This is a genomic window from Pseudomonas fungipugnans (assembly GCF_029955235.1).
Lineage (GTDB): Bacteria > Pseudomonadota > Gammaproteobacteria > Pseudomonadales > Pseudomonadaceae > Aquipseudomonas > Aquipseudomonas fungipugnans.
The window spans coordinates 1,461,754-1,485,626 of sequence record NZ_JARBWL010000002.1 but is presented as its reverse complement, the minus strand read 5'-3'; the positions used below and the strand labels follow the sequence as shown (position 1 = coordinate 1,485,626).

20 protein-coding genes are annotated in these 23,873 nt (G+C 60.1%); 10 read left to right on the top strand and 10 right to left on the bottom strand.

The features are described 5' to 3' along the window. Positions 1-32 precede the first annotated feature (32 nt). The 7 genes from POF45_RS21535 (at position 33) to POF45_RS21505 (ending at position 8,872) form a co-directional block, all read left to right on the top strand. Positions 33-1,490, top strand: coding sequence for a gamma-aminobutyraldehyde dehydrogenase (locus POF45_RS21535; protein ID WP_259503098.1), 1,458 nt, complete (start codon positions 33-35; stop codon positions 1,488-1,490). Positions 1,491-1,573: 83 nt separating this feature from the next. Beyond that, positions 1,574-2,725, top strand: a complete 1,152-nt coding sequence (ydcS, locus tag POF45_RS21530; protein ID WP_259499784.1) for a putative ABC transporter substrate-binding protein YdcS — start codon at positions 1,574-1,576, stop codon at positions 2,723-2,725. A 104-nt stretch (positions 2,726-2,829) separates the two neighbouring features. Beyond that, positions 2,830-3,867 carry an ABC transporter ATP-binding protein gene (locus POF45_RS21525; RefSeq protein WP_259499782.1) on the top strand — a complete coding sequence of 346 codons (1,038 nt, stop codon included), beginning with the start codon at positions 2,830-2,832 and terminating at the stop codon, positions 3,865-3,867. A gap of 1 nt (position 3,868) precedes the next feature. Further along, positions 3,869-4,816 (top strand): ABC transporter permease, encoded by a 948-nt coding sequence (locus POF45_RS21520; protein ID WP_259499780.1) that lies wholly within the window; start codon positions 3,869-3,871, stop codon positions 4,814-4,816. Then, positions 4,806-5,633 (top strand): ABC transporter permease, encoded by an 828-nt coding sequence (locus POF45_RS21515; protein ID WP_259499778.1) that lies wholly within the window; start codon positions 4,806-4,808, stop codon positions 5,631-5,633. The genes POF45_RS21520 and POF45_RS21515 overlap by 11 nt, the downstream gene beginning before the upstream one ends. Positions 5,634-5,737: 104 nt before the next feature. Continuing rightward, a complete protein-coding gene (locus POF45_RS21510; RefSeq protein WP_282316673.1) occupies positions 5,738-7,162 on the top strand; it encodes a gamma-aminobutyraldehyde dehydrogenase in 1,425 nt (474 codons plus the stop codon). Between the two features lie 225 nt (positions 7,163-7,387). Next, entirely contained in the window at positions 7,388-8,872 is a 1,485-nt protein-coding gene (locus POF45_RS21505; protein ID WP_259499775.1) for an APC family permease, read from the top strand. 91 nt (positions 8,873-8,963) lie between these two features. Here POF45_RS21505 and POF45_RS21500 read toward each other — a convergent pair whose 3' ends face one another. Next, positions 8,964-9,149 carry a hypothetical protein gene (locus POF45_RS21500; protein ID WP_282316672.1) on the bottom strand — a complete coding sequence of 62 codons (186 nt, stop codon included), beginning with the start codon at positions 9,147-9,149 and terminating at the stop codon, positions 8,964-8,966. A 412-nt stretch (positions 9,150-9,561) separates the two neighbouring features. Between POF45_RS21500 and POF45_RS21495 the strand changes: the two genes are divergently transcribed. Then, on the top strand, positions 9,562-11,187 hold the full coding sequence (locus POF45_RS21495) for a glucan biosynthesis protein D (protein WP_259499771.1): 1,626 nt from the start codon (positions 9,562-9,564) through the stop codon (positions 11,185-11,187). A gap of 56 nt (positions 11,188-11,243) precedes the next feature. Here the strand turns inward: POF45_RS21495 and POF45_RS21490 are convergent, their stop codons facing one another. From POF45_RS21490 to POF45_RS21475, 4 genes are all read right to left on the bottom strand, one after another. Then, a complete protein-coding gene (locus POF45_RS21490) occupies positions 11,244-11,774 on the bottom strand; it encodes a P-loop nucleotide/nucleoside kinase family protein (protein ID WP_282316671.1) in 531 nt (176 codons plus the stop codon). 113 nt (positions 11,775-11,887) lie between these two features. After that, entirely contained in the window at positions 11,888-12,994 is a 1,107-nt protein-coding gene (locus POF45_RS21485) for an NADH:flavin oxidoreductase/NADH oxidase (RefSeq protein WP_259499767.1), read from the bottom strand. A gap of 265 nt (positions 12,995-13,259) precedes the next feature. Continuing rightward, the gene (recJ, locus tag POF45_RS21480; protein WP_282316670.1) at positions 13,260-14,969 is read right to left on the bottom strand and encodes a single-stranded-DNA-specific exonuclease RecJ; all 1,710 of its coding nucleotides are present in this window, start codon (positions 14,967-14,969) and stop codon (positions 13,260-13,262) included. Between the two features lie 65 nt (positions 14,970-15,034). Further along, positions 15,035-15,577 carry a YaeQ family protein gene (locus tag POF45_RS21475; protein WP_259499764.1) on the bottom strand — a complete coding sequence of 181 codons (543 nt, stop codon included), beginning with the start codon at positions 15,575-15,577 and terminating at the stop codon, positions 15,035-15,037. 148 nt (positions 15,578-15,725) lie between these two features. Here POF45_RS21475 and POF45_RS21470 point away from each other — a divergent pair, with 148 nt between their 5' ends. After that, complete coding sequence (locus POF45_RS21470; RefSeq protein ID WP_259499762.1) at positions 15,726-16,925, top strand: CaiB/BaiF CoA transferase family protein; 1,200 nt, start codon at positions 15,726-15,728, stop codon at positions 16,923-16,925. Then, positions 16,879-17,850, top strand: coding sequence for a TIGR02285 family protein (locus POF45_RS21465; RefSeq protein WP_259499759.1), 972 nt, complete (start codon positions 16,879-16,881; stop codon positions 17,848-17,850). Before POF45_RS21470 ends, POF45_RS21465 begins: the two co-directional genes overlap by 47 nt. Positions 17,851-18,016: 166 nt before the next feature. Here POF45_RS21465 and POF45_RS21460 read toward each other — a convergent pair whose 3' ends face one another. The 5 genes from POF45_RS21460 to dsbC form a co-directional block, all read right to left on the bottom strand. Next, the gene (locus POF45_RS21460) at positions 18,017-18,304 is read right to left on the bottom strand and encodes a DUF3509 domain-containing protein (protein ID WP_259499757.1); all 288 of its coding nucleotides are present in this window, start codon (positions 18,302-18,304) and stop codon (positions 18,017-18,019) included. A gap of 220 nt (positions 18,305-18,524) precedes the next feature. Further along, positions 18,525-19,898 carry a transporter substrate-binding domain-containing protein gene (locus tag POF45_RS21455; RefSeq protein ID WP_282317450.1) on the bottom strand — a complete coding sequence of 458 codons (1,374 nt, stop codon included), beginning with the start codon at positions 19,896-19,898 and terminating at the stop codon, positions 18,525-18,527. A gap of 119 nt (positions 19,899-20,017) precedes the next feature. After that, positions 20,018-21,427, bottom strand: coding sequence for a threonine synthase (thrC, locus tag POF45_RS21450; RefSeq protein WP_259499753.1), 1,410 nt, complete (start codon positions 21,425-21,427; stop codon positions 20,018-20,020). 66 nt (positions 21,428-21,493) lie between these two features. Continuing rightward, on the bottom strand, positions 21,494-22,798 hold the full coding sequence (locus POF45_RS21445) for a homoserine dehydrogenase (protein ID WP_259499751.1): 1,305 nt from the start codon (positions 22,796-22,798) through the stop codon (positions 21,494-21,496). Positions 22,799-22,931: 133 nt separating this feature from the next. Then, positions 22,932-23,663, bottom strand: a complete 732-nt coding sequence (dsbC, locus tag POF45_RS21440) for a bifunctional protein-disulfide isomerase/oxidoreductase DsbC (protein WP_259499749.1) — start codon at positions 23,661-23,663, stop codon at positions 22,932-22,934. Positions 23,664-23,873: the final 210 nt, after the last annotated feature.

Below are 23,873 nucleotides of genomic sequence, written 5' to 3'. Positions count from 1 at the left end.
CCATGGCCACACAAGAAAAGAGAACCCGAAAAATGGCTGGCGCGCAGACTCCGTTGTTCACCGCGTTGTTGATTGATGGCGAACTCGTCCCCGGTCAGGGTTTTGTCGAGCCGATCCTCAATCCGGCCACCGGCGAAGTGCTGACGCATATTGCCGAAGCCAGCACCGAACAAGTCGAAGCCGCGATCCTCGCCGCCCACCGCGCCTTTGCTGGCTGGTCGCGAACCACGCCGCAGCAACGCTCGAACCTGCTGCTGGACATCGCCAACGCCATCGAAAAAAACGCCGACCTGCTCGCCCGTCTCGAATCCCTGAACTGCGGCAAGCCGTTGCACCTGGCCCGTCAGGACGATCTGAGCGCCACGGTGGACGTGTTCCGCTTCTTCGCCGGCGCCGTGCGCTGCCAGACCGGGCAGCTCAGCGGTGAGTACCTGCCGGGTTACACCAGTATGGTGCGCCGCGATCCGATTGGCGTGGTCGCCTCGATTGCGCCGTGGAACTACCCGATCATGATGGCCGCGTGGAAGATCGCCCCGGCGCTCGCAGCCGGCAACACGCTGGTGTTCAAGCCGTCCGAGCACACGCCGCTGTCGATCCTGGCGCTGGCGCCCGCGCTGGCCGAGATTCTGCCGCGCGGCGTGATCAACATCATTTGCGGCGCCGGTGAAGGCGTTGGCAGTCACTTGGTCAGCCATCCCAAGGTGCGCATGGTGTCGCTGACCGGCGATATCGTCACCGGGCAGAAAATTTTGCAGGCCGCCGCAAAAACCCTGAAGCGCACGCACCTTGAACTCGGCGGCAAAGCGCCGGTGATCGTCTGCAACGATGCGGATATTCAAGCGGTGGTCGAAGGCGTGCGCACCTACGGCTATTACAACGCCGGTCAGGACTGCACCGCGGCCTGCCGTATTTACGCGCAGGGCGGGATTCACGACAGGTTGGTGGCTCAATTGGGCGCCGCCGTCAGCAGCTTGCGCTTTGCCGGCAAACGCGATGCCGACAACGAAATCGGTCCGCTGATCAGTACCCGCCAGCGCGATCGCGTGGCGAGTTTCGTCGAGCGCGCCCTCGGTCAGCCGCACATCGAACGCATCACCGGTGCGGCGGTGCACTCCGGTGCCGGCTTCTATTACCAGCCGACGCTGCTGGCCGGCTGCAAACAGAGCGATGAAATCGTCCAGCGTGAAGTATTCGGGCCGGTGGTCACCGTGACCCGTTTCGATGAACTGGAACAGGCGGTGGACTGGGCCAACGACTCGGAATACGGCCTCGCCTCTTCGGTCTGGACGCAGAACCTGGACAAGGCGATGCAGGTGGCGGCGCGCTTGCAGTACGGCTGCACCTGGATCAACAGCCATTTCATGCTGGTCAGCGAAATGCCCCACGGCGGCCTGAAACGTTCGGGTTACGGCAAAGACTTATCCAGCGATTCGCTTCAGGACTACAGCGTGGTGCGGCACATCATGGCCCGCCACGGGCAACATCTCTGACTACGCTGACAACAAGCCGATAACGGCACGCTTCGCCACGTTCAAAAACTGCCCCGACCATAATTAAAGAAGAGGGAAACCCCATGTTCGTGCACAAGACCGCGCTGCTCAGTGCCATCACCACGGCGTTGCTGGCCAGTGCCAGTATTCAGGCCGCCGAACCGCTGAAGGCCGTGGGTGCTGGCGAAGGCCAGCTGGATATCGTCGCCTGGCCCGGTTACATCGAACGGGGTGAAAGCGACAAGGCCTACGACTGGGTGACCGGTTTCGAGCAGGAAACCGGCTGCAAGGTCAACGTGAAAACCGCCGCCACCTCGGATGAGATGGTCAGCCTGATGGCCAAGGGCGGTTACGACCTGGTCACCGCGTCCGGCGATGCATCGTTGCGGTTGATCGTCGGCAAGCGTGTGCAACCGATCAATACCGATCTGATACCGAACTGGAAAAGCATCGATCCGCGCCTGAAGGATGCGCCGTGGTACGTGGTCAACAAGCAGACCTACGGCACCCCGTATCAGTGGGGCCCAAACGTGCTGATGTACAACACCAACGTGTTCAAGACCGCGCCCACCAGCTGGAACGTGGTGTTCGACGCGCAGAACCTGCCGGACGGCAAACCGAACAAGGGCCGCGTGCAGGCCTATGACGGCCCGATCTACATCGCCGACGCGGCGCTGTACCTCAAGGCCACCCAGCCGGAACTGGGCATTCAGAGCCCGTACGAGCTGACCGAAACGCAATACAAAGCCGTGCTCGATCTGCTGCGCGCCCAGCAGCCGTTGATCCACCGCTATTGGCACGACACCACCGTGCAGATGAGTGACTTCAAGAACGAAGGCGTGGTCGCGTCCAGCGCCTGGCCATATCAGGTCAACGGCCTGGTGAACGAGAAACAGCCGATCGCTTCGACCATTCCCAAAGAAGGCGCCACCGGTTGGGCCGACACCACCATGCTGCACGCCGAGGCCAAGCACCCGAACTGCGCCTACAAGTGGATGGACTGGTCGCTGAAGCCGAAAGTCCAGGGTGATGTGGCGGCGTGGTTTGGTTCTTTGCCGGCGGTGCCGGCGGCGTGCACCGGCAGTGAATTGCTGGGCGCCGAGGGCTGCAAGACCAACGGTTTCGACCAGTTCGAGAAGATTGCCTTCTGGACAACCCCGCAAGCTGAAGGCGGCAAGTTCGTGCCATACAGCCGCTGGACCCAGGATTACATCGCGATCATGGGTGGGCGTTAAGCCCTTTTCGCGAGCAGGCTCGCTCCCACATTTAATCGGATTCCCCAATGGGAGCGAGCCTGCTCGCGAAGCTTTTATGTTTTTTGTTTTCGGAGCACCGCACCATGACGCTTGCAGTCCAGTTCACCAACGTTTCCCGGCAGTTCGGCGAAGTGAAGGCCGTTGACCGGGTTTCCATCGATATCCAGGACGGCGAGTTCTTTTCCATGCTGGGCCCTTCCGGCTCGGGCAAAACCACCTGCCTGCGCCTGATCGCCGGTTTCGAACAACCGAGCGCAGGCTCGATCCGCATTCACGGCGAGGAAGCCGCCGGGCTGCCGCCGTATCAGCGTGACGTCAATACCGTGTTCCAGGACTACGCGCTGTTCCCGCACATGAACGTGCGCGACAACGTCGCCTACGGTTTGAAAGTCAAAGGCGTCGGCAAATCCGAACGCCACAAACGTGCCGAAGAAGCCCTGGAGATGGTCGCCCTCGGCGGCTACGGCGAGCGCAAACCGGTGCAACTTTCCGGTGGTCAGCGTCAGCGTGTGGCGCTGGCTCGCGCCCTGGTCAATCGCCCCCGCGTACTGCTGCTCGACGAACCGTTGGGCGCGCTCGATTTGAAACTGCGCGAGCAAATGCAGAGCGAGCTCAAGAAGCTGCAACGCCAGCTCGGCATCACCTTCATTTTTGTCACCCACGACCAGACCGAAGCGCTGTCGATGTCTGACCGCGTGGCCGTTTTCAACAGGGGCCGTATCGAACAGGTCGATACGCCACGCAATCTGTACATGAAACCGGCGACCACCTTCGTCGCGGAATTCGTCGGCACCTCGAACGTGATTCGTGGCGATCTGGCAAGACAGTTGAGCGGCAATCCACAACCGTTTTCGATCCGCCCGGAACACGTGCGTTTCGCCCACGGCCCGTTGGCCAGTCATGAAATCGAAGTCAGCGGCCTGCTGTACGACATCCAGTACCAGGGCAGCGCCACCCGCTATGAAGTGAAACTGGAAAACGGCCAGACCCTGAACATCAGCCAGGCCAACACCCAGTGGATCGACAGCAGCGCTCAGCACCAGACCGGGCAGCGCATCAGCGCCCGCTGGGCACGCGAGGCGATGATCGCGCTGCACGACAACGTTGTGGGCGGAGTGTGAGATGAACAGCGTGGCCCTCACCCAAACGTCAGCCAGCAGTTCACCGTTGCGCCGATTTTCCAACCTGCTGTATCGACGCCCCAACCTGTACCTGTCGCTGCTGCTGGTGCCGCCGCTGATCTGGTTCGGCGCAATCTATCTGGGTTCGCTGCTGACCTTGTTGTGGCAGGGTTTCTACACCTTCGACGACTTCACCATGGCGGTCACGCCCGACCTGACCCTGGCCAATTTTACGGCGCTGTTTCAGCCGTCGAATTTCGACATCATTCTGCGCACCTTGGGCATGGCCATCGTCGTGTCGATTGCCAGTGCCATCGTCGCGTTTCCGATTGCCTATTACATGGCGCGCTACACCACCGGCAAGACCAAGGCATTTTTCTACATCGCAGTGATGATGCCGATGTGGGCCAGTTATATCGTCAAGGCCTATGCCTGGACGCTATTGCTGGCCAAGGGTGGCGTCGCGCAGTGGTTTGTTCAGCACCTGGGGCTGGAGCCGGTGCTACAGCTGGTGCTCGGAATTCCAGGCGTCGGTGGCAGCACCCTCTCGACCTCGCACCTGGGACGTTTCATGGTGTTTGTCTACATCTGGCTGCCGTTCATGATCCTGCCGATCCAGGCCTCGCTGGAACGTCTGCCGCCATCGCTGTTGCAAGCCTCGGCCGACCTCGGCGCGAAGCCGCGCCAGACGTTCATGCAGGTGATTCTGCCGTTGTCGATTCCGGGTATTGCCGCCGGTTCGATCTTCACTTTTTCCCTGACGCTGGGCGACTTCATCGTGCCGCAACTGGTGGGGCCGCCGGGCTACTTCATCGGCAGCATGGTCTACGCCCAGCAAGGTGCGATCGGCAACATGCCGATGGCAGCGGCCTTCACGCTGGTGCCGATTGTGTTGATCGCCGTTTACCTGTCCATCGTCAAACGTCTGGGGGCTTTCGATGCGCTCTAAGCCAGAAAAGCAGGGCGATCAAGCATCCCTGGGCCTTAAAATCGCCGCCTGGGGCGGGTTGGTGTTTCTGCACTTTCCGATCCTCATCATCTTCCTGTACGCCTTCAACACCGAAGAAGCCGCCTTCAGCTTTCCGCCGCAGGGCTTCACGCTGCACTGGTTCAGCGTGGCGTTTTCACGGCCAGACGTGCTGGAGGCAATCAAGCTGTCGTTGCAGATCGCCGCTATCGCAACGCTGATTGCCATGGTGCTTGGCACGCTCGCTTCGGCGGCGCTATATCGCCGGGACTTCTTCGGCAAGCAAGGCATTTCGCTGATGCTGATCCTGCCGATTGCGCTACCGGGGATCATCACCGGGATCGCGCTGCTGGCGACCTTCAAGACGCTGGGGATCGAGCCTGGGATGTTCACCATCATCGTCGGCCATGCGACCTTCTGCGTGGTGATCGTCTACAACAACGTCATCGCCCGTTTGCGCCGCACTTCGCACAGTCTGATCGAGGCCTCGATGGACCTCGGCGCCGACGGCTGGCAGACCTTTCGCTATATCGTCCTGCCGAGTCTCGGTTCGGCGTTGCTGGCTGGCGGCATGCTCGCGTTTGCGCTGTCGTTCGACGAGATCATCGTCACCACCTTCACCGCCGGCCACGAGCGCACCCTGCCGCTGTGGCTGCTCAACCAGCTCAGCCGCCCACGGGACGTGCCGGTGACCAACGTCGTGGCGATGCTGGTGATGATGGTGACCATGCTGCCGATCCTCGGCGCCTATTACCTGACCCGGGGTGGCGAGAGTGTGGCGGGCAGTGGCGGCAAATAAATCAATTACCGACGAACGCTGTGCCCCCCTGTGGGAGCGAGCCTGCTCGCTCCCACAGGGGGCAGTTTCCACAGAAAAAACAATAGTTTCGAAGAGGAAAGACCATGCAAACCAAACTCTTGATCAACGGCCATCTGATCGACGGCGAAGGCCCCGCCCAACCAGTGTTCAACCCCGCGCTTGGCCGGGTACTGGTAGAAATCAAGGAAGCCAGCGAAGCCCAGGTCGATGCTGCCGTTCGCGCCGCCGACAATGCATTCGAAAGCTGGTCGCAGACACCGCCGAAAGACCGCTCGTTGCTGCTGCTCAAACTCGCCGACGCCATCGAAGCCCATGCCGAGGAACTGGCCAAACTCGAATCCGATAACTGCGGCAAGCCCTACAGCGCCGCGCTGAACGATGAGATTCCGGCAATTGCCGACGTGTTCCGCTTCTTCGCTGGCGCCAGCCGTTGCATGAGCGGTTCGGCGGGCGGTGAATACCTGCCCGGCCACACCTCGATGATCCGCCGTGACCCGGTGGGCGTGATCGCCTCCATCGCGCCGTGGAACTACCCGCTGATGATGGTCGCCTGGAAAATCGCCCCGGCCCTTGCTGCCGGTAATACCGTGGTACTCAAGCCGTCGGAACAGACACCGCTGACGGCGTTGCGTCTGGCTGAACTGGTGTCGGATATTTTCCCGGCCGGCGTACTCAACCTCGTCTTCGGCCGCGGTCCTACCGTGGGCAGCCCGCTGGTCACGCACCCCAAAGTACGCATGGTCTCGCTGACCGGCTCCATCGCCACCGGCGCGAATATCATTTCCAGCACCGCCGACAGCGTCAAACGCATGCACATGGAACTGGGCGGCAAGGCGCCGGTGATCATCTTCGACGACGCCGACATCGACGCCGCCGTGGAGGGCATTCGCACTTTCGGGTTCTACAACGCCGGCCAGGATTGCACCGCCGCTTGCCGCATCTACGCCCAAGCCGGCATCTACGAACAATTCGTCAAGAAGCTTGGCGCTGCGGTCAGCACCATCAAGTACGGCTTGCAGGACGACCCGGCCACCGAACTCGGGCCGTTGATTACCGCGCAGCATCGTGACCGTGTGGCGGGGTTTGTCGAACGCGCTGTGGCGCAGTCGCACATCCGCCTGATCACTGGTGGTAAAGCGGTGGACGGCAATGGGTTTTTCTTCGAGCCGACGGTGCTGGCTGATGCGCAACAGGACGACGAGATCGTGCGGCGCGAGGTGTTCGGGCCTGTGGTCTCGGTGACTAAATTCAACGATGAAGCGCAGGTGCTGGGCTGGGCCAACGACTCGGATTACGGCCTGGCGTCGTCGGTCTGGACTTCGGACGTGGGCCGGGCGCACCGCCTGGCAGCACGTTTGCAGTACGGCTGCACCTGGGTGAACACACACTTCATGCTCGTCAGCGAAATGCCCCACGGTGGTCAGAAGTTGTCCGGGTACGGCAAGGACATGTCCATGTATGGGCTGGAGGACTACACCACCGTGCGGCATGTGATGTTCAAGCACTAAAAGCTTCGCGAGCAGGCTCGCTCCCACATTGGAATGCGGTCGAATGTGGGAGCGAGCCTGCTCGCGAAGGTGTCACCTCGACCTCAAGGACGATCCGGTAATACGCACCACCAGGCTGCACCCCAAACACCCAAAAACAATAACCACCGATCCGGGCGGCGCTGCCACAGCCCCGCCACGGTTTCGGACATCCGAAATCTGCCGATTTTCCGGAGCTAATACGCCATGAGTGCATCACCCGATCTCTCTGCCGCCATCGCCGACAGCGATGCCGAGCAACTGCGCAAGCTGGGCTACACCTCGAACTTCAATCGCAGCATGAGCCTGTGGGAAAACTTCGCCCTGGGCTTCACTTATCTCTCGCCGGTCGTAGGGGTTTATACCCTGTTCGGCCTGTGCCTCGCCGCTGGCGGCCCACCGATGTTCTGGGCCTATCTGCTGGTCGGCTGTGGCCAGTTGCTGGTGTGCTTGATCTTCGGCGAAGTGGTGTCGCAATTCCCGATTTCCGGCGGCGTCTACCCGTGGGCCCGTCGGCTGGTGGGCAAGCGTTGGGCATGGATGGTCGGCTGGATCTACTCCATCGCCTTGTGCGTGACCATTGCCGCCGTGGCCGTCGGTGCCGGCCCGTACCTGGCCGCGATGATGGGCTTTGAACCGAGTAACAACACCAACATCGTCATCGCCCTGGTGCTGACGCTGTTCGCCACGCTGGTCAATCTCAGCGGCACCAAGGTGCTGGCGCGGATTGCCATGTTCGGCTTCCTCTGCGAACTGGTGGGCGCGGTGATCGTCGGCGTATACCTGCTGGTGTTCGAGCGTCATCAACCGCTCAGTGTGTTGTTCAATACCTTTGATATCCGCGTCGACGGCTCGTATCTGCCGGCCTTCCTTACCGCATCGCTGGCCGGGATGTTCCTGTACTACGGCTTCGAGGCCTGCGGCGATGTGGCCGAAGAAACCCCGAACCCGAGCAAGCAGATCCCGGTGGCCATGCGCATGACCATCTACATCGGCGGCATTGCGGCGATGTTCGCCTGCCTGGCGCTGATTCTGGCCGTGCCGGACATGCAGGCAGTGATCAACGGCACCGACAAGGACCCAGTCACGACCATCCTCAACAACGCTTTCGGCCCGGTGGGTTCGAAAGTGGTGATGGGTGTGGTGATGATTTCCTTCATCTCCTGCGTCATCAGCCTGCAAGCGGCGGCGAGTCGTCTTTTGTATTCCTATGCACGGGATGAAATGGTCATCGGCAGCTCTGTACTGAAAAAGATTTCTCCTACAACCCAGGTGCCGGTGGCGGCGTTGTTTGTGTCCGGCGTGCTGCCGGCCGTGATCATCGCTCTCGGATTTTTCCTGCAAGACGCCGTGGCAACCATCGTCAGCTTCGCCGCTATCGGCATCTACCTGGCATTCCAGATGATCGTCCTGGCGGCGCTCTACGCGCGGTCGAAGGGCTGGAAGCCCAGCGGCAAATTCACCCTCGGTGCCTGGGGCTGGCCGGTCAACATCGGGGCGCTGGTCTATGGCGTAAGTGCCATCATCAACATGGCCTGGCCGCGCACACCGGATGCGGCGTGGTACATCAACTACGCCATGGTCCTGAGCACCGCCATCGTCATCGGCCTGGGCCTGCTCTACATGTGGCTGGCCAAACCGTATGACCACGGTATGGCGCCTGCGGGGGATGCCTGGAAAGTCAGTCGTTAAGCGCACTCCTCTGACGCCGAGAAAAAATGGACGGGCTGTTTGCACAGACCGTCCATTTCATTTTTTCAGGATTATTCAATTTCCCTCCTCTTCAAAACCTCGAAACACTGCGCATCGCATCCACCAGATAGCGCATCGCGATCCGGTCACTCTCCGACAGTTCTCGATAGCGCTCCACCAACTTCATTTCCTCCGAGTTGAGCCGACGCCTGCGGCGCCCGATTCCCAGGCAGGGAAAGATGCCTAACAGTTCGCTGATGCCTTGTACTTTCGACATGGACGATGTCCTTCTATACGTCAAAGAAAACTCCAAAAACTGCATCGCCCTACCACTTTCAGCCGTCACCTGGTGCCCGCTGAAACCACCGGCCTCAAGGGCCGAAACCGGTCATGTTCATAGAATAGAAATTAATCCGTCGCTGAACAGGGACTTTTAGAGTAATTAGTCGAAAAAAGCAGATATGCCCTCTAAATCAGAAAACACTGTGGGAAACGTGTACCGACATCTCTCGTTTCATTACCGGGCAGGCATTGTGCAACCAATCATTTTTTCTCTGTAACCGAACGGTTTAAGCTATTTGGTATCTGTTTAATGTCCGTTGCGTTTGGCCGAAGGCATGTCCGAACCTCCACTTCTGATCCAGCACGTGCCAGGAACGGCGCGGGATTGTTCACGACAGGTTGTATTTATGCACCGCAGGAATTTGCTCAAAGCGTCCATGGCCATTGCGGCTTATACCGGTCTGTCGGCCACCGGGCTGCTGGCGGCTCGCGCATGGGCGGGCAATGGCGCCGCTGATGGCGAGGCCCAGGCATTCGACTTCGAAGCGCTGAAGATCCAGGCCAAACAACTCGCCGGCAGTCGTTATCAGGACACCAAGCAGGTGTTACCGCCCACGTTGGCAACGATGACGCCGCAGAACTTCAATGCGATCCAGTACGACGGCAAGCACTCGCTGTGGAATGACTTGAACGGTCAGCTGGATGTGCAGTTTTTCCACGTCGGCATGGGTTTCAAACAGCCAGTACGCATGTACAGCGTCGACCCGAAAACCCGCCAGGCGCGCGAGGTGCATTTCCGCCCTTCGCTGTTCAACTATGAAAAAACCACGGTCGATACCAAACAACTGACCGGCGACTTGGGTTTTTCCGGCTTCAAACTGTTCAAGGCGCCGGAGCTGGACCGGCACGACGTGCTGTCTTTCCTCGGCGCCAGCTACTTCCGCGCGGTGGACGCCACTGGTCAGTACGGTTTGTCCGCCCGTGGCCTGGCGATCGACACCTATGCCAAAAAACGTGAAGAGTTTCCCGATTTCACCAAGTTCTGGTTCGAGACCCCGGACAAGGAAAGCACGCAATTCGTGGTCTATGCCCTGCTGGATTCACCGAGTGCCACCGGAGCCTATCGCTTCGACATCGACTGTCAGGCCGAACGCGTGGTGATGGCGGTCGACGCCCACATCAACGCCCGCACCGCTATCGAACAACTGGGCATCGCCCCGATGACCAGCATGTTCAGTTGCGGCACCCACGAGCGGCGCATGTGCGACACCATTCACCCGCAGATCCACGACTCGGACCGCCTGGCCATGTGGCGCGGGAATGGCGAATGGATCTGCCGTCCGCTGAACAACCCGGCCACCCTGCAATTCAATGCCTTTGCCGATACCAATCCGAAAGGCTTTGGCCTGGTGCAGACTGATCACGAGTTCGCCAGCTATCAGGACACTGTCGACTGGTACAGCAAGCGCCCAAGCCTGTGGGTAGAACCTACAACCGCGTGGGGCGAAGGCTCCATCGATCTGCTGGAAATTCCTACAACCGGTGAAACGCTCGACAACATCGTGGCCTTCTGGACACCGAAAAAACCGGTGGCGCCGGGCGACTCGCTGAACTACGGCTACAAACTCTACTGGAGCGCCCTGCCGCCGGTCGGCACGCCATTGGCGCGGGTCAGCGCGACTCGCTCAGGCATGGGCGGCTTTACCGAAGGCTGGGCTCCGGGCGAGCATTATCCTGAAGTCTGGGCTCGCCGCTTTGCCGTGGATTTCGCCGGTGGTGGTCTGGACCGCTTGCCCGAGGGCGCCGGCATCGAGCCGGTGGTGACCTGCTCCAACGGTGAGGTGAAAGACTTCAACGTACTGGTGCTCGATGACATCAAGGGCTATCGGATCACCTTCGACTGGTATCCGACCAACGACAGCGTGGCGCCCGTGGAGCTGCGGTTGTTCATCCGCACCCAGGACCGCACGCTGAGCGAGACCTGGTTGTACCAGTATTTCCCGCCAGCGCCGGACAAGCGCAAGTACGCGTGATGCTTGATCGATAATGCCAAACCGATGGCCAGGGAGCGTACTCCCTGGCCATTTTTTTATTCGGTGGGCGCAGGCTGGCGGGCGTCATATCGCACAACGTTGAAGTCTTCAGCCGGCGAAGGCGCCTCGAAATACCCGGTGATCAGCTCAAACTGCTCGTCACTGGTTTCGAATGCATGGGTTCCAGCGGCGTTGCGCGAGCGCAGACGCGCCTTGCAGACCTCGTCGGGAACGTCGAGATAGTGCAGCCGATGATTCACCCCACCGGCCTCGAACAATGAACGCATCCACCGCCGGCTGGCCTGAGTATTGGCCGGAAAATCCAGCACCACCGAAATCCCCGCCTTCAACAGCGCCACCACATGAGCGGACAGTGCATCGCGCAGCAGTCCCGTGCACCGCACATAATCACCCAGGCTATTGATCTGCCCGGGATAGAGCCGCGATAACCACTCATCCTCACTGAGCAGCAGGGTTTTCGGTGCCAAGGCCAATTGCCCGGTCAGCGTTGATTTGCCGGACGCAATTTTCCCGCAGATCAGATGCAGCAATGTCTCGTTATCCGGCTTGAGTTCGTTAGGCGACATGGGCTTCTCCTTTTGCGTTTTGCCGATGGCAGGCAAGAAAAAACCCACCGGTTCAGGGCGGGTTTTTCGGGCTACTCAACGTTAACCGCAGCCCTATGCCTGCGCAAGGTCGTTCAATCGCGCAAATCCGACTCATGAATCGGCTGATCGCGGTGGGTCGCACGCTGGTATTGCGCCGGCCATACCGCCTTGCGTCCGCCCAGGTCGTCATCGGCATGCAGCGGCCAATACGGATCACGCAGCAGCTCACGGGCGAGAAAGATGACGTCGGCTTGGCAGGTGCGCAGGATGTGCTCGGCCTGCGCGGGTTCGGTAATCATGCCTACGGTGCCGGTGGCGATGCCTGACTCCTTGCGCACCCGCTCGGCGAAACGGGTCTGGTAGCCCGGCCCGGTCGGAATCTCGGCATTGGCCGCCGTACCGCCTGACGAGACATCGATCAAATCAACACCCAACGCCTTGAGGCGCCGCGCCAGCTCCACGGTTTCGTCCGGGTTCCAGCCGTCCTCCACCCAGTCGGTGGCCGACACACGCACGAACAACGGCAGCTCTTCGGGCCACACCGCCCGCACGGCTTCGGTGACCTGCAGCACCAGCCGAATGCGGTTGTCGAACGAACCACCGTATTGATCGCGGCGCTGATTACTCAGGGGCGACAGGAACTGGTGCAGCAGGTAACCGTGAGCGGCATGGATTTCCACCACCTTGAAGCCGGCAGTCAGCGCACGCTTTGCCGACTCGACGAAAGCTTGAACCACTTCTGCGATCTCGTTTTCATCCAGCTGTTTGGGGGCCGCGTGCTGCGGATCGAAGGCTATCGGCGAAGGGCCGACCGTGGGCCAGCCGCCGTCTTCGACCTTGACGCTGCCATGCTTGCCGATCCATGGCCGGTGGGTGCTGGCCTTGCGCCCGGCGTGGGCCAGTTGAATGCCCGATACCGCGCCTTGGGCTGCGATGAAACGCGTAATGCGTTGCAAGGGTTCGATCTGTTCGTCATTCCACAGACCGAGGTCCTCAGCGGTAATGCGGCCGTCGGCAGTGACCGCCGTGGCTTCGGTGAACACAAGCCCGGCCCCGCCCACCGCACGGCTGCCGAGATGGACCAGGTGCCAGTCATTGGCCAGGCCATCGACGCTGGAGTACTGGCACATCGGCGACACGGCGATGCGGTTGAGCAGGGTCAATTGACGAAGGGTATAGGGTTCCAGCAGCAGACTCATGGGGCACCTCTCGAATCAGTGGGCAGGCTCCAGGGTTCTGTTTGAAAAGTCGACGAGTGACAGGAAAAGGTGCAACACCCGCCCCCGCGGGTAAAAAAATCGACAAGACGTCACAAGGCCAATCAAGCAGTGCTTAGAGCCTAGTCGACAACGGCGAATGAAGGAGCGTTCCGAAAGATTTGGCGTGAAGGAGATCGCTTCGCGAGCAGGCTCGCTCCCACAGTGTCTGCATAATTGCTGTGGAAGCGAGCCTGCTCGCGACGGCTTAACGCGGTTCGATGTGGGCGATCATCAACTGCACGGTCTCGTTTCCACGAAACTCGTTGAGGTCGAGCTTATAAGCCAGTTCCACCCACTTGATGGTCGGGTTCGGCCAGATATCCCGATCAATACCGAACGCAATACCGTCCAGCTTCACCGAACCACATTCGCTTTTCAGCACCACTTTCAGGTGCCGTTCGCCCACCACTCGCTGCTCGACCAACTGGAACACCCCGTGAAACAACGGCTCCGGAAAGTGCTGGCCCCAAGGCCCGGCATGGCGCAAGGCACGAGCCAGTTCCAGGTGAAACTCCTCGACCGCCAGGGTGCCGTCCGACAACAACCGTCCGGTCAGGTCTTCTTCGCGCAATTGCCTGCGCACTTCGGCATCAAACGCTTCGGCGAACAACGGAAAATTCTCTTGCGCCAGGGTCAGACCGGCGGCCATGGCGTGGCCGCCGTACTTGGCGATCAGGTTCGGATGTTGCGCCGCCACCACACTCAAGGCATCGCGAATATGAAAGCCCTGAACCGAACGCCCCGAGCCCTTGAGCAGGCCGTCGCCAGCATCGGCAAAGGCAATGGTGGGGCGGAAATAGCGTTCTTTCATCCGTGAGGCGAGGATGCCAATGACGCCCTGGTGCCATTCCGGGTCGAACAGGCACAAGCCGAACGGCATCGACTCCACTGGCAGGTCCTTGAGCTGGGCCAGCGCCTCACGCTGCATGCCCTGCTCGATGGATTTACGGTCCTGGTTCATGCCGTCGAGCTGGGCGGCCATCTCACGGGCAAGGCCTGCGTCTTCGGTAAGCAGGCATTCGATGCCCAGGCTCATGTCGTCCAGACGCCCCGCCGCATTCAGGCGTGGGCCGACGATAAACCCCAGATCAGTCGAGGTGATGCGTGCATGGTCACGCTTGGCCACTTCGAGGATCGCCTTGATCCCCGGTCGCGCGCGCCCGGCGCGAATCCGCTCCAGGCCCTGATGCACCAGAATCCGGTTGTTGGCATCCAACGGCACCACGTCGGCAACACTGCCCAACGCCACCAGATCAAGCAGTTCGCCGATGTTCGGCTGCGTGCGGCTCTCGTACCAGCCCAGGCTGCGCAAACGCGCACGCAAGGCCATCAGCACATAGAAGATCACCCCGACGCCCGCCAGCGCCTTGCTCGGGAACCCGCAGCCCGGCTGGTTCGGGTTGACGATGGCGTCGGCCTGCGGCAGTTCATCGCCGGGCAGGTGGTGGTCAGTGACCAGCACCTTGAGCCCGGCTTTCTTCGCCGCCGCCACGCCCTCGACGCTGGAAATACCGTTATCCACAGTAATCAGCAATTGCGGCGTGCGGGTCAGCGCCACTTCGACGATTTCCGGCGTCAGGCCGTAGCCATACTCGAAACGATTCGGCACCAGATAATCGACATGAGCCGCCCCCAGCAGCTGCAACCCGAGCATGCCCACGGTGCTGGCCGTCGCGCCATCGGCATCGAAGTCGCCGACGATCAGGATCCGCTGGCGTTGCTCCAGAGCAATCACCAGCAAATCCACGGCAGCATCAATGCCCTTGAGCTGCTGAAACGGAATCAGCCGCGCCAGGCTTTTATCCAGTTCCGCTTCGGACTGCACGCCCCGCGCCGCATACAGACGGGTCAGCAGCGGCGGCAGATCACCGAGGAATGGCAGGGTGTCGGGCAACAGGCGAGGTTCGATGCGCATGGGGTGACAGGGACTTCTCTTGGATATTCAGGATAAAACCGGGGGGTGCAGCGGGCGGTGAAAAATCAGCCGCGCTCGCCCTGCAACCACTGCAACTGGACTTCGTGCTGACCACGGTCGTCGGTGACGAAAATCGTTCCTTCGCTGATCATCACGTCCCACTTGATAACGCGGGGCATGTCCTTGGCCAGGGTTTCCAGCACTTCCTGCGGCACGGCAGCGATGTTGACGTTTTTCAGGGTCTTGATCGCCGGGATCACCTTGCCTTCCCAAACGCGCAGGCTGCCGTAGGCGAGCAGGCTGGTGCGTTCGGTACGACGCGAGCACCAGGTCAGGCGATCGGCGTCCGGCTGGCCAACTTCGATCCAGTGCAGCACGCGGTCGTCCAGGCTCTTTTCCCACAGGGCAGGTTCATCCACGTCTGACAGACCACGCCCGAAAGCGAGCTGCTCGTTGTACCAGAAGGCGTAGGCCAGCAGCCGTACGGTCATGCGCTCTTCGGTTTCCGAAGGATGACGGGCGATGGTCTGCTTCACGCTTTCGTACACGCTGCGGTCGAGGTCGGTGAGGTTCAGTTCAAACTTGTAGGTCGTGGACGGCTGGGCCATGAACGGGCTTCTTGATACGGGGAAAGGCGGCAAGTCTAACCGATGCAGCAGGCAATCAACGAATTCGCGACCATACAACCTTGGGCGATGGACGCCGGGCTATGTTAAAACGCTCTATCGGCTCACCCCTTGTCCTACAGGATCACGCATGCCACTCACCGCCAAACCCCTGTCCGGTCTGAAAGTCATTGAATTGGGTACGTTGATCGCCGGGCCGTTTGCCTCGCGCATTTGCGGCGAATTCGGTGCCGAAATCATCAAGATCGAATCCCCGGACGGCGGTGATCCGTTGCGAAAATGGCGCAAGCTGTATGAAGGCACCTCGTTGTGGTGGTTCGTCCAGGCACGCAACAAGAAGTCTCTGACCCTGAACCTCAAACACCCGGAAGGCCTGGCGATTCTGAAAAAGCTGCTCGGCGAGGCGGACATCCTGATCGAGAATTTTCGTCCAGGTGTGCTGGAAAAGCTCGGGCTGGGCTGGGACGTTATCCACGCCCTGAATCCAAAACTGGTGATGGTGCGTCTGTCGGGCTTTGGCCAGACCGGGCCGATGAAGGACCAACCCGGTTTTGGCGCGGTCGGAGAATCGATGGGCGGCCTGCGCTACATCACCGGGTTCGAGGATCGCCCGCCGGTGCGCACCGGGATTTCCATCGGCGATTCGATTGCCGCGCTCTGGGGCGTGATTGGGGCGTTGATGGCCTTGCGTCATCGCGAAGTCAATGGCGGCCTCGGACAAGTGGTGGACGTGGCGCTGTACGAAGCGATCTTCGCGATGATGGAAAGCATGGTCCCGGAGTTCGACGTTTTCGGCTTCATTCGCGAACGCACCGGCAACATCATGCCCGGCATCACGCCCTCCTCCATCCATACCAGCGCCGACGGCAAGCATGTGCAGATCGGCGCCAATGGCGATGCCATTTTCAAACGCTTCATGCTGATCATCGGCCGGGAAGACCTGGCGAACGACCCGGAACTGGCCAGTAACGATGGTCGCGACACCCGGCGTGATGAGCTGTATGGCGTGATTGATCGCTGGGTCAATTCACTGCCGCTGGACACCCTCATCGAGCAACTGAATCAGGCCGAAGTACCCGCCAGCCGAATCTTCAGCGCCGAAGACATGTTCAGCGACCCGCAATACCTGGCGCGGGAAATGTTTCTGCAAGCCAAGCTACCCGGTGGCAAAGACTTCAAGATGCCGGGCATCGTGCCGAAACTATCTGATACACCCGGTAGCTCCGAATGGGTCGGACCACAACTGGGCGAACACAATGCGCAGGTATTGAACGACCTTGGTTATGACCCGCAGCAGATCGCACAACTGCGCAAAGACGGAGCCATCTAAGCTGAAGCGTTTGCTTGAGCGGCTCATCAGCCACAGCCTGTCCCATGGCGGGCGGCTGTTGTGCGTATTGGCGGCGGTATCGTTGCTCATCGGCCAGGCCGATTCGGCGCAAGCGCAGCCCAGGCCAACTCTGATCTGGTTGGTGCGCGACCTTCCGCCACTGACGATTTTCGAAGGACCGAAAAAAGGTCAGGGAGTCATTGATCAACTGTTGCCGCTACTGATCGCCGGTATGCCGCAATATCAACACAGCGTGCTGCGGGTCAATCGCGCCCGAGGCCTGCAAATGCTCCATGAGCCTTCGCTGACGTGCGACGCGGCGCTGAATCGGAGCGAGGAGCGCGAGCGCTGGATCACGTTTTCCATCCCGGTGTTTCAGGCCATGAACAACGGCTTGGCGGTGCGTCGCATTGATCGAGAGATGCTGACGCCGTTCATCACGGACGGTGAAGTGGACCTCGCGGCCCTGCTGGCCAGCGGTCGCGAGAAGCTGGGCATTATTGCCGAGCGCAATTACGGGGAATATCTCGATGGTTTGCTCAAACAGGCACCGGCCAACGCACTGACCCTGCACTACGGCAACGACGCCTTGGGCAGCCTGTTGCAAATGCAACGGCTGGGGCGTTTGCGACTGCTGTTGGGTTATGCCCCGGAAATCCGCTATCAGGCTGAGCTACAAGGAATCGCCAAGGATGAATTGCAGTTCTATCCGATTCGCGGCGCGGAAAAATACCTGTCCGGCTACATCGGTTGCACCAATACCGCTCAGGGCCGACAGGCGATCACCGAGATCAACCAGGTACTGCGCACCCTGCCCCACGAACGCTTGAATCAGGCCTACGCCGCCTGGCTGGACCCGCAAAGCCGCGACAGGTATCTGGAAGAAACCGGGGCTTTTTTCCAGCAGCAAGCCGGGCACCGATAAATCGCAGACAAAAGAAACCCCGAGAAGTGGGGAGACGACTCGGGGTTAAACGTGGCCTACATAAAGACCAGTGGCAGCAAGCTACAAGCACCGGAGCACAATGCTTGATCCTGCTGTTACAAAATCTGACCGACCTATCTGCAAGAAGGTTCCCACACCCTTCAAATCAATTTCGACTAGCCAACATCTTGTCCTGCGCGGCATTGCGCAAGGCCGCGATGACACAGGGCTCCAGTCGCCCCTCGGCAATCAGCAAGTCACGATGCAAGCCGTCGACGACATCGGTTAGAAGTCGCTTGTCGGTCAATTGCGCGTGATTGAATACTCGCTCTATCACGATAGCGCCGGTCGCACTCTTCAAGGTCACCAGGCGCTCGCCTCCGATACCAGAAGGGGTCAACGTAACCTGATACGGGCTCAGAGCCTCACCGAGCAATAGACTGATACTTTCCATCCCGATCACCACTCAATAGTCCGAAAACAAAGTGCCTGCGGCGTGTGTATTAATGACCACCGGCCCGAGAAGAAAGTTCTGAATACTGATTACAGCGACTCTGCGTCGCTGTTCGACAAAGCATGCACCGCCTGGATGACAGGAAAAAAACAGCCCGCCGCGCACCCTGGCCGCGGCGACCGACGGCTGCGACGGTGAGCAGCCAGCCATTACCTGACATTTATCGGGGACACTGGCACTCCTCCACGCCGCTTCTGCGCTCAATGTCGGTCCAGCCGCCCAACAGGCCGCGCAGTTGTCCATCAGCACTGTAGAACGGCACCGTCCATTGATAGATATCCCGCAGCCCCGTATTGAACATCAACTGACGCTTGCTGAAGCGCGGTTTACGTGTCGCGAGTTGCGCCATGAATTCCGCATGCAACAGTTCAGCGGTCTGCGCTGGAAACAGATCCACTTCGATCAGTTGCCGCCCCCGCACTTGATCGAAACGGGTCGAAAGACCTTCTTCGTAGCTTTTGTTGCACATGATCAAGCGTCCTTCCAGATCACGGACAAACATCGGCTCGGGCATTGCGTCAATCAGCGCATGCTGAAAAGCGAGCTGGTCACTGAGGTCTTTTTCAGCCGCAAGGCGCTGCTTGATCAGCGTCGTCAGGCGCCGGTTCCATAACAGGGAAAGCAGGCCGAACAGACTGATGATGGCGCCCCCCCAGCAGCCCCATTGCGTGGCTCGCTGCCACACAGTGGGAGTGGGTGTGGGGACAATCCCATCGAGCCATTTCGTGCGAATGGCCCGTAACTCGGCGGGAGGGAAAGCCTCAAGCGCCTTGTTGAGAATGCTCAGTAACTGCGGCTGACCTTTGCGAATCGCGAGATGGTCCGGCTCCCACCAGCCCTCAACGGTTCGCCCTACCTGCAGTTGCCCGGAGGGATAGAGACGTGCGCCGACTTCGTTTTCGATGGTGGCATACGCCTCACCGCTTTCGATCAAGGCTCTGGCCTCGGCATAGGTCTTGACCAGGTGCAACTCGATCGTGGGATAGTCGCGCCGAATGACCGCCTCCAGGGCATGCCTGGCCGGTAACACCAGGATCTTTTCCGAGAGCTGATCCAACGATTGCAGCAGCGGCGCCCCGGTCCGCCCCACCATGGCCCAGCCAGATCCGCCGAACGCATGACTAAAATCCAGAAACGTCTTGCGCTCCTCCGTCAGCGCCAGTGTCGTGTTCATGTCCACCGCACCGTTTTCCAGTCGCACAAGCGTCTCGGCGGTGGAGAATGACTCTTCATGGACGAACTGCAGTCCGGTCATCGCACTGATGCGATTGAGCAGGTCATTGTTCAAGCCAGCCCAATGACCTTGTTCGTCCTTGAACAAATACAACGGGTATTGGGTCGAGGAGACAATCACCTTAGGATTATCGCGAATCCATTGGCGCTCCTGCGCATCAAGTTCAATTGCGCCGACGACCATCGAGCCCCTGCCCTCATGGGTGATCAACGGCGCCGCAAACGACCATTGTCCGAGCCCGAACGCCCACACCAGAAATACCCAGCACGCGGCTGGTTTCAACCCTCTAAAAAACAGCATTGCCACATCCTTCAAGATCCACTCGCCCGTCCTTCAAGGGCGAAACCTGGCAAGTGTGGCATGCAGAAACGAGAAAGCCCGTCAGGAGACGGGCTTCAAAATGTGACAGCTTTTAGCGGTTACAGAGGCTTGCCACGGTTGCCATGCTGACTGACAAAGGCCTGCACGGCTTTCAGGTCATTTGGCAACACGGTGCAGCGCTCATCTCGCTCAAACAAATCAGAAAGATGTGCAGGTAGTTCGAGAGCTTTTCCTACACCGGCTTTTTCCACGGCGTCCGGGAATTTGACCGGATGGGCGGTGCCCAGGATCACCATCGGAATATCCAGGCTGCGGCGGCATTCGCGGGCAGCCTTGACGCCGATGGCGGTGTGCGGATCCAGCAGCTCACCGGTCTGCTCATAGACCTGGGCGATGGTCTCACAGGTTTGCGCATCGTCCACGGCCAGCGAGTCGAACAGCTTGCGGGCTTCGGTCCAGCGCTCCTGTTCGACGCTGAAACCGCCACCCTGTTTGAAGCTGTCCATCAGGCCGGCAATCGCAGCGCCGTTGCGCCCGTGCAAGTCGAACAGCAGACGTTCGAAGTTCGACGACACCATGATGTCCATCGACGGCGACAGCGTGGCGTGCAGGGTTTCCTTGACGTACTGATTGCCGCTCATGAAGCGGTGCAGGATGTCGTTGCGGTTGGTGGCGACGATCAACTGGTTGATCGGCAGGCCCATGTTGCGCGCCAGGTAACCGGCAAAAATGTCACCGAAGTTGCCCGTCGGCACCGAGAACGACACTGAACGTGCCGGGCCGCCCAACTGCAGGGCTGCGTGGAAGTAGTAGACGATCTGGGCCATGATCCGCGCCCAGTTGATCGAGTTCACGGCGACCAGGCGGGTGCCCTTGAGGAAGCTCTGGTCGGCGAAGCTGGCCTTGACCATTTCCTGGCAGTCATCGAAGTTGCCTTCGATGGCGATGTTGTGGATGTTCTCGCCGAAGATGGTGGTCATCTGGCGACGCTGCACTTCGGACACACGGTTGTGCGGGTGCAGGATGAAGATGTCGACGTTTTCGCAGTGCTTGCAGCCTTCGATAGCCGCCGAGCCGGTGTCGCCGGAGGTGGCGCCGACGATCACCACGCGCTCCCCGCGCTTTTCCAGCACGTAATCAAGCAGGCGACCGAGCAGTTGCAGGGCAAAGTCCTTGAACGCCAGGGTTGGGCCGTGGAACAGCTCCAGCACCCATTCGTTGCCGTTCAACTGACGCAACGGGGCAACGGCGTTGTGCGAGAACACGCCGTAAGTTTCTTCAAGAATTTTTTTGAAATCGGCATCTGGAATGCTGCCGGTTACAAACGGGCGCATCACTCGAAAGGCCAGCTCGTGATACGGCAGGCCGGCCCAGGAAGCGATTTCTTCCTGAGTGAAACGTGGCAGGTTTTCCGGGACGTACAGACCGCCGTCGGTGGCAAGACCTGCCAGCAGGACGTCTTCGAAATTCAGGGCCGGTGCCTGGCCGCGGGTACTGATATAACGCATGACTGGCTCCAATAGACAGTGTTCACGAATCCGGGCCCTGTCGCGGGCCCGGTGAACAGAAACGGCTTAGTTCAGGTGCTCGACACGGATCCGGACCACCGGACCGTCCACGCCCGCGAGGGCTTCCAGGGCGGCGATTGCGTCGTTCATGTGCTGCTCCAGCACACGGTGCGTCAGCAGGATCATCGGCACCAGACCGTCATGCTCTTCGACCTCTTTCTGCATGATCGATTCGATGTTGATGCCACGCTCCGACAAGATGCTCGCCACCTGAGCCAGCACACCAGGATGGTCCTTGGCCTGGATACGCAGGTAGTAGGCGCTTTCACAGGCTTCGATCGGCAGGATCGGATGAGCCGACAACGAATCCGGCTGGAAGGCCAGGTGCGGCACGCGGTTTTCCGGGTCCGAGGTCATCGCGCGAACCACGTCCACCAGGTCGGCGATCACCGACGAAGCGGTCGGCTCCATGCCGGCGCCAGCGCCGTAGAACAGGGTCGAACCTGCCGCATCACCGTTGACCATCACTGCGTTCATCACGCCGTTGACGTTGGCGATCAGACGATCGGCCGGGATCAACGTCGGGTGCACGCGCAACTCGATGCCGGCGGCTGTGCTACGCGCCACACCGAGGTGCTTGATGCGGTAACCCAGTGCTTCGGCGTAGTTCACATCGGCAGTGGTCAGCTGGGTGATGCCTTCGGTGTAGGCCTTGTCGAACTGCAACGGAATGCCGAACGCGATGGACGCCAGAATCGTCAGCTTGTGCGCCGCGTCGATGCCTTCCACGTCGAAGGTCGGATCGGCTTCGGCATAGCCCAGGGCTTGTGCCTCGGCGAGAACGTCTTCGAAGGTACGGCCCTTCTCGCGCATTTCGGTGAGGATGAAGTTGCCGGTGCCGTTGATGATGCCCGCGACCCAGTTGATACGGTTGGCCGACAGGCCTTCACGGATCGCCTTGATCACCGGGATGCCACCGGCCACGGCGGCTTCGAACGCAACGATCACGCCCTTCTCGCGAGCCTTGGCGAAAATCTCATTACCGTGAACGGCAATCAGTGCCTTGTTCGCGGTGACCACATGCTTGCCATTCTCGATGGCCTTGAGTACCAGCTCGCGGGCAACGGTGTAGCCGCCCATCAGCTCTATGACGATGTCGATCTCAGGGTTCGTGGCCACTTCGAAGACATCGTTGGTAATCGCAATACCGGTCGTCTGGAACTGAGGCTTTGGCGTGCGCATGGCAATTTGTGCCACTTCGATCCCACGCCCGGCACGACGAGCAATTTCCTCGGCGTTGCGCTGAAGTACGTTGAAGGTACCGCCACCGACGGTCCCTAACCCACAGATGCCTACTTTGACCGGTTTCACTGTGAACTCCCCATAAAACGGCCGACTCAAGGCCGGCCGTGAAAACAACCGCATGCACGCGGCTCTCTATTGATGACCCGACGCACGCAGGCGGCGGATCATGATCGTCAAAGGCTGACTGTGACGATTCGAATTATTTCGCGCCCAGTGCGAGTTTGGCGACTTGCGGCGCGGGCTGGTAGCCCGGAATGACCTGACCGTCGGCCAAAACGATGGCCGGCGTGCCGTTCACACCGATCGACTGACCAAGGGCGAACTGCTTGGAAACCGGGTTATCGCACTTGGCGGCCTTGATTTCCTTGCCATCGACCATCTGGTCCATGGCGGCTTTCTTGTCCTTGGAACACCAGACCGCTTGCAGCTGTTCGTCACCTGGCGAACCCAGGCCCTGACGCGGGAACGCCACATAACGCACTTCGATGCCGCGCTTGTTCAGCTCAGGCACTTCGGCGTGCAGCTTGTGGCAGTACGGGCAGGTGGTGTCGGTGAACACGGTGATGTGCGACTTGGTTTCACCAATCGCCGGATACACCACGGTTTCTGCCACGGGAATATCGTTGATCAGTTTGGAAATGCCCAGGCGTTCAGCTTTCTCGGTCAGGTTGACCGGCTTGCCGTCCTTGAGCTGGAACAGGTAGCCCTGAACGATGTACTGGCCATCGGCACTGGCGTACAGCACACGGCTGCCCTTGAGTTTGACTTCGTACATGCCCGGCAGCGGGCTGGCGGTGATGCTTTCTACCGGGGTATCGAGCTGGAGGGTTTCCAGGCTTTTACGAATGGCTTTGTCGGCCGCATCATCGGCAACGGCAAAGGTGCTGACCAACGCAATGGCGGCGGCGGCGAAAATCTGGGTCAGACGCATGAGAACTCCTGAAGGCGGACAAATGGAACGATCAGAACGCCAGTGCCGAAACACCGGGTCATAAACGCCCATCGTGCAAACCCGCAAAGCCTACCACATAAGGCCCGTGCGGCCGAATTCGGCGGCGGCCCGAGAAAACACAATGCGCAATGGGCAATACTCATTGTGGCGAGGGAGTTTGCTCCCGCTCGACTGCGCAGCAGTCGCAAA

What these genes read in the sequence shown, in the direction of transcription:
- POF45_RS21465 (WP_259499759.1), top strand. Translation starts at nt 16,879, where the DNA reads ATGACCCGCAGCAGATCGCACAACTGCGCAAAGACGGAGCCATCTAAG.
- POF45_RS21505 (WP_259499775.1), top strand. Translation starts at nt 7,388, where the DNA reads ATGAGTGCATCACCCGATCTCTCTGCCGCCATCGCCGACAGCGATGCC.
- POF45_RS21510 (WP_282316673.1), top strand. Translation starts at nt 5,738, where the DNA reads ATGCAAACCAAACTCTTGATCAACGGCCATCTGATCGACGGCGAAGGC.
- POF45_RS21470 (WP_259499762.1), top strand. Translation starts at nt 15,726, where the DNA reads ATGCCACTCACCGCCAAACCCCTGTCCGGTCTGAAAGTCATTGAATTG.
- POF45_RS21475 (WP_259499764.1), bottom strand. Translation starts at nt 15,577, where the DNA reads ATGGCCCAGCCGTCCACGACCTACAAGTTTGAACTGAACCTCACCGAC.
- dsbC (WP_259499749.1), bottom strand. Translation starts at nt 23,663, where the DNA reads ATGCGTCTGACCCAGATTTTCGCCGCCGCCGCCATTGCGTTGGTCAGC.
- POF45_RS21520 (WP_259499780.1), top strand. Translation starts at nt 3,869, where the DNA reads ATGAACAGCGTGGCCCTCACCCAAACGTCAGCCAGCAGTTCACCGTTG.
- recJ (WP_282316670.1), bottom strand. Translation starts at nt 14,969, where the DNA reads ATGCGCATCGAACCTCGCCTGTTGCCCGACACCCTGCCATTCCTCGGT.
- POF45_RS21455 (WP_282317450.1), bottom strand. Translation starts at nt 19,898, where the DNA reads ATGCTGTTTTTTAGAGGGTTGAAACCAGCCGCGTGCTGGGTATTTCTG.
- POF45_RS21500 (WP_282316672.1), bottom strand. Translation starts at nt 9,149, where the DNA reads ATGTCGAAAGTACAAGGCATCAGCGAACTGTTAGGCATCTTTCCCTGC.
- POF45_RS21485 (WP_259499767.1), bottom strand. Translation starts at nt 12,994, where the DNA reads ATGAGTCTGCTGCTGGAACCCTATACCCTTCGTCAATTGACCCTGCTC.
- POF45_RS21460 (WP_259499757.1), bottom strand. Translation starts at nt 18,304, where the DNA reads ATGGAAAGTATCAGTCTATTGCTCGGTGAGGCTCTGAGCCCGTATCAG.
- thrC (WP_259499753.1), bottom strand. Translation starts at nt 21,427, where the DNA reads ATGCGTTATATCAGTACCCGCGGCCAGGCACCGGCCCTGAATTTCGAA.
- POF45_RS21515 (WP_259499778.1), top strand. Translation starts at nt 4,806, where the DNA reads ATGCGCTCTAAGCCAGAAAAGCAGGGCGATCAAGCATCCCTGGGCCTT.
- POF45_RS21535 (WP_259503098.1), top strand. Translation starts at nt 33, where the DNA reads ATGGCTGGCGCGCAGACTCCGTTGTTCACCGCGTTGTTGATTGATGGC.
- POF45_RS21525 (WP_259499782.1), top strand. Translation starts at nt 2,830, where the DNA reads ATGACGCTTGCAGTCCAGTTCACCAACGTTTCCCGGCAGTTCGGCGAA.
- POF45_RS21495 (WP_259499771.1), top strand. Translation starts at nt 9,562, where the DNA reads ATGCACCGCAGGAATTTGCTCAAAGCGTCCATGGCCATTGCGGCTTAT.
- ydcS (WP_259499784.1), top strand. Translation starts at nt 1,574, where the DNA reads ATGTTCGTGCACAAGACCGCGCTGCTCAGTGCCATCACCACGGCGTTG.
- POF45_RS21490 (WP_282316671.1), bottom strand. Translation starts at nt 11,774, where the DNA reads ATGTCGCCTAACGAACTCAAGCCGGATAACGAGACATTGCTGCATCTG.